Below are 7,061 nucleotides of genomic sequence, written 5' to 3' on the forward strand. Positions count from 1 at the left end.
GGTCACTCTCCTTCGTCGAACTTGGCGTCGTGGCCGTCGCCCTTGATGTGGCGGGCGGGGTTGTAGCCCTGCTCCATCAGGTCGACCGCCCAGGCCATCTCCTGGACGCCTTCGACCTTGGCCAGGCCCGGGGTGGGACCGAGGCGGAAGGCGCCGGGGATCGGCTTGCCGGAGGCGCTGTAGGGCAGGAAGTCAAGCGGTGAGCGGCCCGGCGAGGGGTAGACGACGCAGTCGGACAGCACGGCGAGCGGGTACAGGCCGGTGAACTCCGCCATCTTGAGCATCTTGCGGTGCATGTTGACCCGGGCCTTGCTGATGACGGCGGCGCGGATGTCCGGCCGCCAGGTCGGGCGCTGAAGGGCCGGCCACCTCTCGCCGTCCTTGTAGTGCCGCCCCTGCGGGCGCTCGCGCAGCTTGCCCACGCCGCCCTTGACCGTGGCCTTGATGGCCGCGAGGACGGCCGCGAGGCCCGGGTCGACCTCCTTGTGCCGCTCCATCGCCGTGAGGAACTCGGTGTCGCTGAGGTCCTTGGTGACGCCCAGGTCGGCGAGGGTGTCGACGTAGGCGGTCTTGAGCCGGTCGTGCCAGGGGTCCAGGTACGCGCCGGTCTCCCGGCGCAGGTACGCCTCGATGGGCTGGACGTTGTAGCCGAGCTCCTGGGCGTAGGCGACGGTGTGCGTCTGGTACCAGGCCGGGCCCTCGGGGCGCGTCCCGGTCGGCGTGAACGGCGAGGGCAGGCGCGGGTCCAGCTCGATGTGCGACAGGTCGACGAACCAGCTGCCGGGGATCCGCTTGTCGAACTGAGGGCGCTTCACGTGCTCTGGGCCGGACAGACCGACTACGAGACGGGCCGCGGCCGCGAGGAACGCCGTGTTCAGGTCCAGGCCGATCGCCCACGGCAGGGCCGCCTCCTCGCCGGTCAGCAGGTCGACGTCGCGGATCCACTGGTACGCCTCCTCATCCAGGAAGCCGCCCGTCCAGCCGCCGTGCACGACCACGGGGTGCTCCTGGGTGGCCTCCGGCGGCGCCGGGTCGACCGGCTCCGTGCCGAGGCTGCCGGGGTTGTGGCCGGAGACCCAGTTGCCGGTCGCGCGGTCCTGCACGGCCCGGGTCGGCGGGCGCAGCGCGGTCATCAGCTCCAGCCCGGACACGGCCGTGGAGCCGCGCGGGGTGATGACGCGCTGGGCGTAGACGCCCAGGACGCGCGCGATGCCGGCCGGCTCCATCTCGGCGACGCCGGGCCAGGCCCTCGGATCCAGCGCGCCCCATGACAGCACCGCGAGCTGCACGCACTGACGCTGATTGCCCTGCGCTGGGCGGTAGATGCGGGCCCACGGGCCGAAACCCCTCTGGGTGAGCTTCCACTTGGCCTTGGTGATCTGCTTGATGACCGGGTGGTCGTCCTCCAGGCGCAGGGAGCGGCGCTGCTCGTGGCCCTCCAGGCGCTCCGGCAGCCCGAGCTTCACGGCGGCCGCCGCGGTGAGCACGATCAGCGGGTCGGAGTCGCGGCCGTTGCGGTGCAGCTTCGGCGCCCCGAGGCCGGACTCGCGCAGCGTCCACTCCACCAGCTCCGGGATGGTGGTGGCCGGGCAGTCCAGGATGATGCCTTCGATGCCGTACGCCTGCTCGTCGCCGTCCAGGACGGCGAGTGGCCCGTGCTGGTATGGGGCGGCGGCGATGTTCGGCACCACGCGCTTGCGACCGGGATGGCGCGACGTCGCCCGGGGCGCTGCGGCCCGCTGCGACTTCGGCGCAGCAGCAGCGGCGGGCTCGGCTGCAGCCGGCATCTCGGACGCCGCCGGGGGGGCCGGCTCCTGGGCGGCGCCGGTGAACGACTCCGGCACCGGCACGGCCACGGGGGTGGGGCCGGCGTCGGGCTTGGGGTACCTCTCAGCCCAGCCGTTCAGCAGCCGCTGGTACGCCTCCAGGCGCGGCGCCTTCGGCTCGCTCCGGCCGTTCTCCCAGTTCTTCACGGTTTGCTCGGTCACGCCCAAGGCCTTCGCCATGCGGGCCTGGGTGATGCCGGCGGCCTCGCGCAGCCGGGCCCGCTCCGCCGGGGACGGCAGCTGCGGCTCCTCCTCCAGCAGCGCGTCGACCGACGCGAACAGCTCTTCCTTGGATGCCATACGTCTCTACCTCCACCTCAAACCCTAGCAGCCTTACCCCTGAAATTAACCTGTTTCTTTAACCCGATCAGATCCTGTCCGCGTGGGGAAATGGTGGCGCAGGAACGGCCGTTGACGTGCTGTGTCCTGCGCCAGTGGTCTTTCATCAGGACATGCAGCAGCGTCACCAGCCAACACCGACCATCAGGGCAGTGCCGAACGGCGGGTGCTCAAAGGCTGCATACGTAGCGCCCCTGCCGACGAGGAGGAGAAGTACCGTCCGCTGATCCAGTCGACTGTGCATGGATGTGGCCCTTCCATGTCTGCGGCGCCATGGGCTTCGTCGCTTCGGAATGCGATCCCGGCGATTCGTGAGCCCATCGAGACGCCTTGCTGTGTCGGCGCAAACGTGTTCGGCCGAGCCGTCATCGACGGCAGCTTCCGGGTTGGCGCCATCCCTACGCCCTCCGGGACTTGCAGTGCGCGCACCATCGGGTGCCTCGTTCTGCGGACCTAGTGCTCAGGCTTCGATGGCACGCGCTCATGTCCCGTTTCTGTCACCGAACATGCTGTTTCCGGGCTGCTGGACTGTGCGACATCCCGTGAGTTCTCCTGAGCCTCGAGCGCGAGAGCCGGATCGTCGCGCTGCGGTCGCTGTTCCGGCACGCGAAGAGGAACGGCCACATCTTCCGCAACCCCACGATCCGTATCCGTGTCCCCCGACAGACCGGCGGCGTCCTCCAGTCCCTTGACCAGGCGGATATCGACGAGGCGATCGCCACGGCCACAACACCGGACCTGCGGCTCATCATCGCCCTGGCCGCCGTTCATGCGGCACGGCCCAAGACGATCCGCACGATGCTGCTGGACGATGTGGATCTCGGCAACCGGCGCATCACCGTCGGCGGCCACGTCCGCCCGCTCGACGAGCTCACTCGCCGCGCTGTCCTGGACTGGCTCGACTACCGCCGCAGCCGCTGGCCGAACACGGCCAACCCCCACCTGCTGATCACCCAGAAGACCGCCGTTGAGCTCGGCCCGGCCGGCAAGCTCTGGACCACCCGGGCCACCCGCAGCCTCACCGCCACCCTCGAACGGCTCCGTGTCGACCGCCGACTCGAAGAGGCCCTCACCCACGGCGCCGACCCGCTCCACCTGGCGCTCGTCTTCGGCATCGACGAGGAGACGGCCATCCGCTCCGCGGAGTCGGCACGCGTGCTTCTGGATGAGGCTGCCGAGCAGTCATCACAGTGAAACTCGCTCGCCCTGGTTACCTCCTTGAAGAGACTCTATGGGCATGGAGTTCCTCTGCTACCACCGCGACCGGCCCGGCTCCCTGCCGCTGCGTGACGAGCTGCTGGAAGAGCATTGGTCCTACATGGACCGGTACGCGAAGGAGATGATCGCCCGGGGCCCGACCCTCGCCGACGACGGCGACACACCCACCGGGAGCGTGCACATCGTCGACCTGCCCGATCCCGCCGCCGCCCGCGCGTTCGCCTTCGACGAGCCGAACTACCAGGCCGGCGTCTACCGGGACGTGCTGCTGCGACGGTGGCGCAACACGCTGGGGCGCACCATGTGGGACTTCCCCGGCGGCCGGACCGGCGGCAACCGGTATCTGGTGCTCGGCCTCGGCACGGGGCAGGCCGCCGACCTCGCGATGCCGCCCGACCGGGACGAGTTGATCGCCTACGGGCCGCTGCTGTCCGACGACGGCGCCACCTGGCTGGGCACGGCGGCGCTGCTCCGGGCGCCGGACACGGACACGGCACGCGCCATCCTGACCCCGGACCGGTACGCCGACATCGAGGTGCACAACTGGCAGTTCGGCGGGCGGCCGTCATGACCGAGGACGTCCAGGCCGGCGTCACCGCGGAAGTCCGTCGGATCGCTCAGCATCCTCGTGTTTCATCCGAACCCACGGATGGATTGGCCTGACGCCCACCGGTGGACCCGTGGGTTCGCGCTGAAGAACCTTCGGTTTCCCCGAACCCACGGGGATCAAGGCCCTGTTCTCCCGAAGCTGCCGCGAAGTGACAAGTAACTCAGCGTGTCGTCAGGGCCTTGGCCTCTGTGCTGGGTTCGGGTACTTCACCGCGGGTGAGGGCGGTGAAGTCGGCGTGGGCCTACTCGACCGCCTCGGGGTACGCCTCACGTTTGGCGTGCTCGGCGAGCGCCCGGTAGATGCTGGCCGAGGGGTTCTGGCCCTTGCGCTTGTCGGTGGCGGCTGTGGCCGATGTCGAAGTGCTCGGCGACGGTCTCGCCCCGGGCGGGTCTGTGCGGTCAGGTCCGTTGCTCCTGGACAGTGAGAGCCTCCGTCAGACCCGGGGCGCTTCATACATCCTATTGTCCGAGATGTGTCCGGGACACACGCCAAGCCTTCCTGTGACCAGCCCGGACAGTGGATGTCCTGTCCGGGACAGTAAAAGTCCCTGGTCCGCTCTCTTGCAGCTCCGTACGTTCGACGAGGCTCGGCCGACCCGGCGGAGCCAACGTCTCGCTGGCTTTGGCGAGAGAACCTCAGTCCGGTTCCCCTTTGAAGACGCGGACTGTCAGTCGAGCCCCATGCCACACGGGTGGCGATGTGGAGGAAGCAATGCGTACAGGAAGAGTCCTGGCAAGCGGGTTGTTCGGAGCCGCTCTGGCCCTGGGCATCACGGCGGCACCTGCTACGGCCGCGGACGGCTGGCAGAAGACCGTCGACGTATCGGAGAGCTCGTACAGCAACGGTGAGTCGAAGCGGTGCGCCACTTCCGGCAACGGGCAGGCCTGCTTCCAGGCCTACGGCGAGTGGTTCTGGCTCCGCGACTCGTACGTCAACGGTGAACCCATCGCCATGGACTGGTACGTCGAGACCAGCGCGGGGGTCCGGTCCGGCGTCGCCTACTGGAACGGCGGTAGCGCAGCGGGCTGGACCAACCTCAACAAAAGCTTCGACGAGGGCTACACCATCACGTTCCGAGTCTGCGAAGTCGACATCCCCACCGAGTGGGTATACGAGGACACCTGCAGCTCCTGGACCTCGACAACCACCTGATCCGCCACACGCCAAGCGGAATAGCCGTCCGCGCCAGCGGCGCTGGTGCCGAACCCGGGCCTGGCGGGACCAGCAGGAGTTCGCGGAGCCGTCGAGCCGTCGAGCCGTCACCGTGGCGCCTTCCCAAACGGCCTGCAGAAGCCCTCAAGCAGCATCAACCCACTCTCGAACCAACGGTAAGGGGAGGAAAAGCCATGCGAATCCAAGGCGCGCTCGCACTCGCAGCAGCCACCGCCGCACTCACCGCGGGCCTCGCAACCACACCCGCAGCAGCCGACACGAGCAACCCCACCCCCAGCGGCGAAATCTCTGCTGCCGCGTGGACCCCGACCACCACACTGACCTATGCCCCGATCAGGGAGTGCTACAAGGCCGCGTGCGACGTGGTGATAGAGACGAACGTCGGCGAGACGGTGTACTGGAGTCACTACGCTCGCAACGAATACGGAAACCTCTGGTACTACGTCAAGTACACGGCGGGCAACGGCTACCCCAAGACCTTCTACGGCTGGGTCTACTGCGGCAACGTCACCGCTCCATGCTGAGCATTTCCGACTGAACGCCCCGCCCCGTGACCGGTGTTCCGGCGATCGTCGCAACACCGGCCTCGGGACTGGTGGGCTCGCATGTTGAGGTATCGCGTATTCCGGCTCGATCGCCGCGATTGGTCACTTTGGGTGATGAGGCCAGTGTCCAGGGCCCGGCCCGGAGTAGGTATGTTCGTCTGGTAGCGCGTTCGAAGCGCTTCGGGAGGGGAGAGCGCCGGTGGACGTCGTCCCAGTGGCGGCCAGTGTGGGCGACGCCGAGATGGACGTCCTTGCGGAGGCGCACCGGCCGTTCGTGCGGCTGCGGAACCGCTGGGTGCACAAAAGCCTGTGACGATCTTGATTCAGGGGCGTTGAACGCCGCGCACAGAATCCAGCAGGGAAAGAGTCCTCGGAGTAACGCCGAGAAGCCTGGTGAATGCCAGAACACCGACGAACCCGAACACCAATGGCAGCACCGGATCGGGAATACCGATCAACGCCCCGGCAACAGCGGCACCGACCGTGACAGCGCCTGCCGCCGTGATCCGCAGGAGTTCGCGGCTCCGCACCGGTTCGAGGCCGGCAAGTTCCTGTTCCTCGAGCAGCCGGCCCCATTCGCGACGCACGTAAGCGTCGCAGATGCGCAGCGCCATGTCGGCGAGTGCGGCCGTGCCTGCTGCGGGGTCGCTGTCCACGCGCAGGGTCGCCTGCCGCAGGGCGGCGGCCACCAGGCGGGTGTGATGCCTGACCGCCTTGCTGCGTGGCGAGCGCCGCCGGAATTGATGCTTGTCGCCGGACAGTCTCATCACTTCCCGCCCGAGAAGTTCCACGGCGGTGTCGATGTCCTGGAGGGACGGTGCGGACTGGTGCGGCACGGCGGCCTTCACACGAGCGCATTGGAAGATGAGCAGGGCGCAGAGGGCGGGCACCCTGTTCCGGCGGCTCCTGATGCTTCGGGACCGGGCGCGGCGTAGTTCTTCGCGGCGTGTGAACCGGTGTGACCTCAAAGTGACCCACACACGGAACGTCATGACGCGGGCCGCCAGCGCAAAAACAACCAGGAGTATGCCGAACAGGGTGAAACGATGGACCGCATACCCGTCGTCTTCCCACAGGAAATCCTGAAGGTCGGAGCCGATCCGGGCCCAGCCCGAGACAAGGGCGACGAGGACGGGATCGATCAACCCCAGCGCCGCCACCAGGCTCACGTACAGACCGGCCATCAGCGCTAGTGCCGCATCAGCCAACGTTCGCCCTGGTGTTCCCCGTCCCGTGCGCCGTTCTGTGAGCCGGGAGGCTCGTGGCCGTTTCCGGGAGCTGGGGGAGAGCTCAGACGGCTTTGGTCGAGAGCCCGATCCCTCATGTATCCCGTTCAGGAAAGACGCTGGA

Annotated in this window: 7 protein-coding genes; 4 read left to right on the forward strand and 3 right to left on the reverse strand. The window is 68.2% G+C overall.

All coding sequences use genetic code 11. The features are described from left to right. Nucleotides 1–2: 2 nt before the first annotated feature. Both tap and ACFVJQ_RS33335 read right to left on the reverse strand, forming a co-directional pair. Nucleotides 3–2,126, reverse strand: coding sequence for a telomere-associated protein Tap (tap, locus tag ACFVJQ_RS33330; protein WP_385516034.1), 2,124 nt, complete (start codon nucleotides 2,124–2,126; stop codon nucleotides 3–5). Nucleotides 2,127–2,618: 492 nt separating this feature from the next. Then, nucleotides 2,619–2,936 carry a hypothetical protein gene (locus tag ACFVJQ_RS33335; RefSeq protein ID WP_385789319.1) on the reverse strand — a complete coding sequence of 106 codons (318 nt, stop codon included), beginning with the start codon at nucleotides 2,934–2,936 and terminating at the stop codon, nucleotides 2,619–2,621. 27 nt (nucleotides 2,937–2,963) lie between these two features. Between ACFVJQ_RS33335 and ACFVJQ_RS33340 the strand changes: the two genes are divergently transcribed. From ACFVJQ_RS33340 to ACFVJQ_RS33355, 4 genes are all read left to right on the forward strand, one after another. After that, complete coding sequence (locus ACFVJQ_RS33340) at nucleotides 2,964–3,359, forward strand: hypothetical protein (protein ID WP_385516036.1); 396 nt, start codon at nucleotides 2,964–2,966, stop codon at nucleotides 3,357–3,359. A 43-nt stretch (nucleotides 3,360–3,402) separates the two neighbouring features. Beyond that, complete coding sequence (locus ACFVJQ_RS33345) at nucleotides 3,403–3,954, forward strand: YciI family protein (protein WP_385516037.1); 552 nt, start codon at nucleotides 3,403–3,405, stop codon at nucleotides 3,952–3,954. 750 nt (nucleotides 3,955–4,704) lie between these two features. Next, nucleotides 4,705–5,145 (forward strand): hypothetical protein, encoded by a 441-nt coding sequence (locus tag ACFVJQ_RS33350; protein WP_385516038.1) that lies wholly within the window; start codon nucleotides 4,705–4,707, stop codon nucleotides 5,143–5,145. A gap of 194 nt (nucleotides 5,146–5,339) precedes the next feature. After that, a complete protein-coding gene (locus ACFVJQ_RS33355; protein ID WP_385789322.1) occupies nucleotides 5,340–5,690 on the forward strand; it encodes a hypothetical protein in 351 nt (116 codons plus the stop codon). 344 nt (nucleotides 5,691–6,034) lie between these two features. Here the strand turns inward: ACFVJQ_RS33355 and ACFVJQ_RS33360 are convergent, their stop codons facing one another. Next, the gene (locus ACFVJQ_RS33360) at nucleotides 6,035–6,895 is read right to left on the reverse strand and encodes a hypothetical protein (RefSeq protein ID WP_385789324.1); all 861 of its coding nucleotides are present in this window, start codon (nucleotides 6,893–6,895) and stop codon (nucleotides 6,035–6,037) included. Nucleotides 6,896–7,061 lie beyond the last annotated feature (166 nt).

The sequence above is a fragment of the Streptomyces sp. NPDC127197 genome (genome assembly GCF_042672405.1).
GTDB classification, from domain to species: domain Bacteria; phylum Actinomycetota; class Actinomycetes; order Streptomycetales; family Streptomycetaceae; genus Streptomyces; species Streptomyces flavusporus.

Bases quoted from the DNA above. Each gene is read 5' to 3' on its own strand.
- ACFVJQ_RS33345 (WP_385516037.1), top strand. From the start codon at position 3,403: ATGGAGTTCCTCTGCTACCACCGCGACCGGCCCGGCTCCCTGCCGCTG.
- ACFVJQ_RS33355 (WP_385789322.1), top strand. From the start codon at position 5,340: ATGCGAATCCAAGGCGCGCTCGCACTCGCAGCAGCCACCGCCGCACTC.
- ACFVJQ_RS33360 (WP_385789324.1), bottom strand. From the start codon at position 6,895: ATGGCCGGTCTGTACGTGAGCCTGGTGGCGGCGCTGGGGTTGATCGAT.
- ACFVJQ_RS33335 (WP_385789319.1), bottom strand. From the start codon at position 2,936: ATGAACGGCGGCCAGGGCGATGATGAGCCGCAGGTCCGGTGTTGTGGC.
- ACFVJQ_RS33350 (WP_385516038.1), top strand. From the start codon at position 4,705: ATGCGTACAGGAAGAGTCCTGGCAAGCGGGTTGTTCGGAGCCGCTCTG.
- tap (WP_385516034.1), bottom strand. From the start codon at position 2,126: ATGGCATCCAAGGAAGAGCTGTTCGCGTCGGTCGACGCGCTGCTGGAG.
- ACFVJQ_RS33340 (WP_385516036.1), top strand. From the start codon at position 2,964: ATGCTGCTGGACGATGTGGATCTCGGCAACCGGCGCATCACCGTCGGC.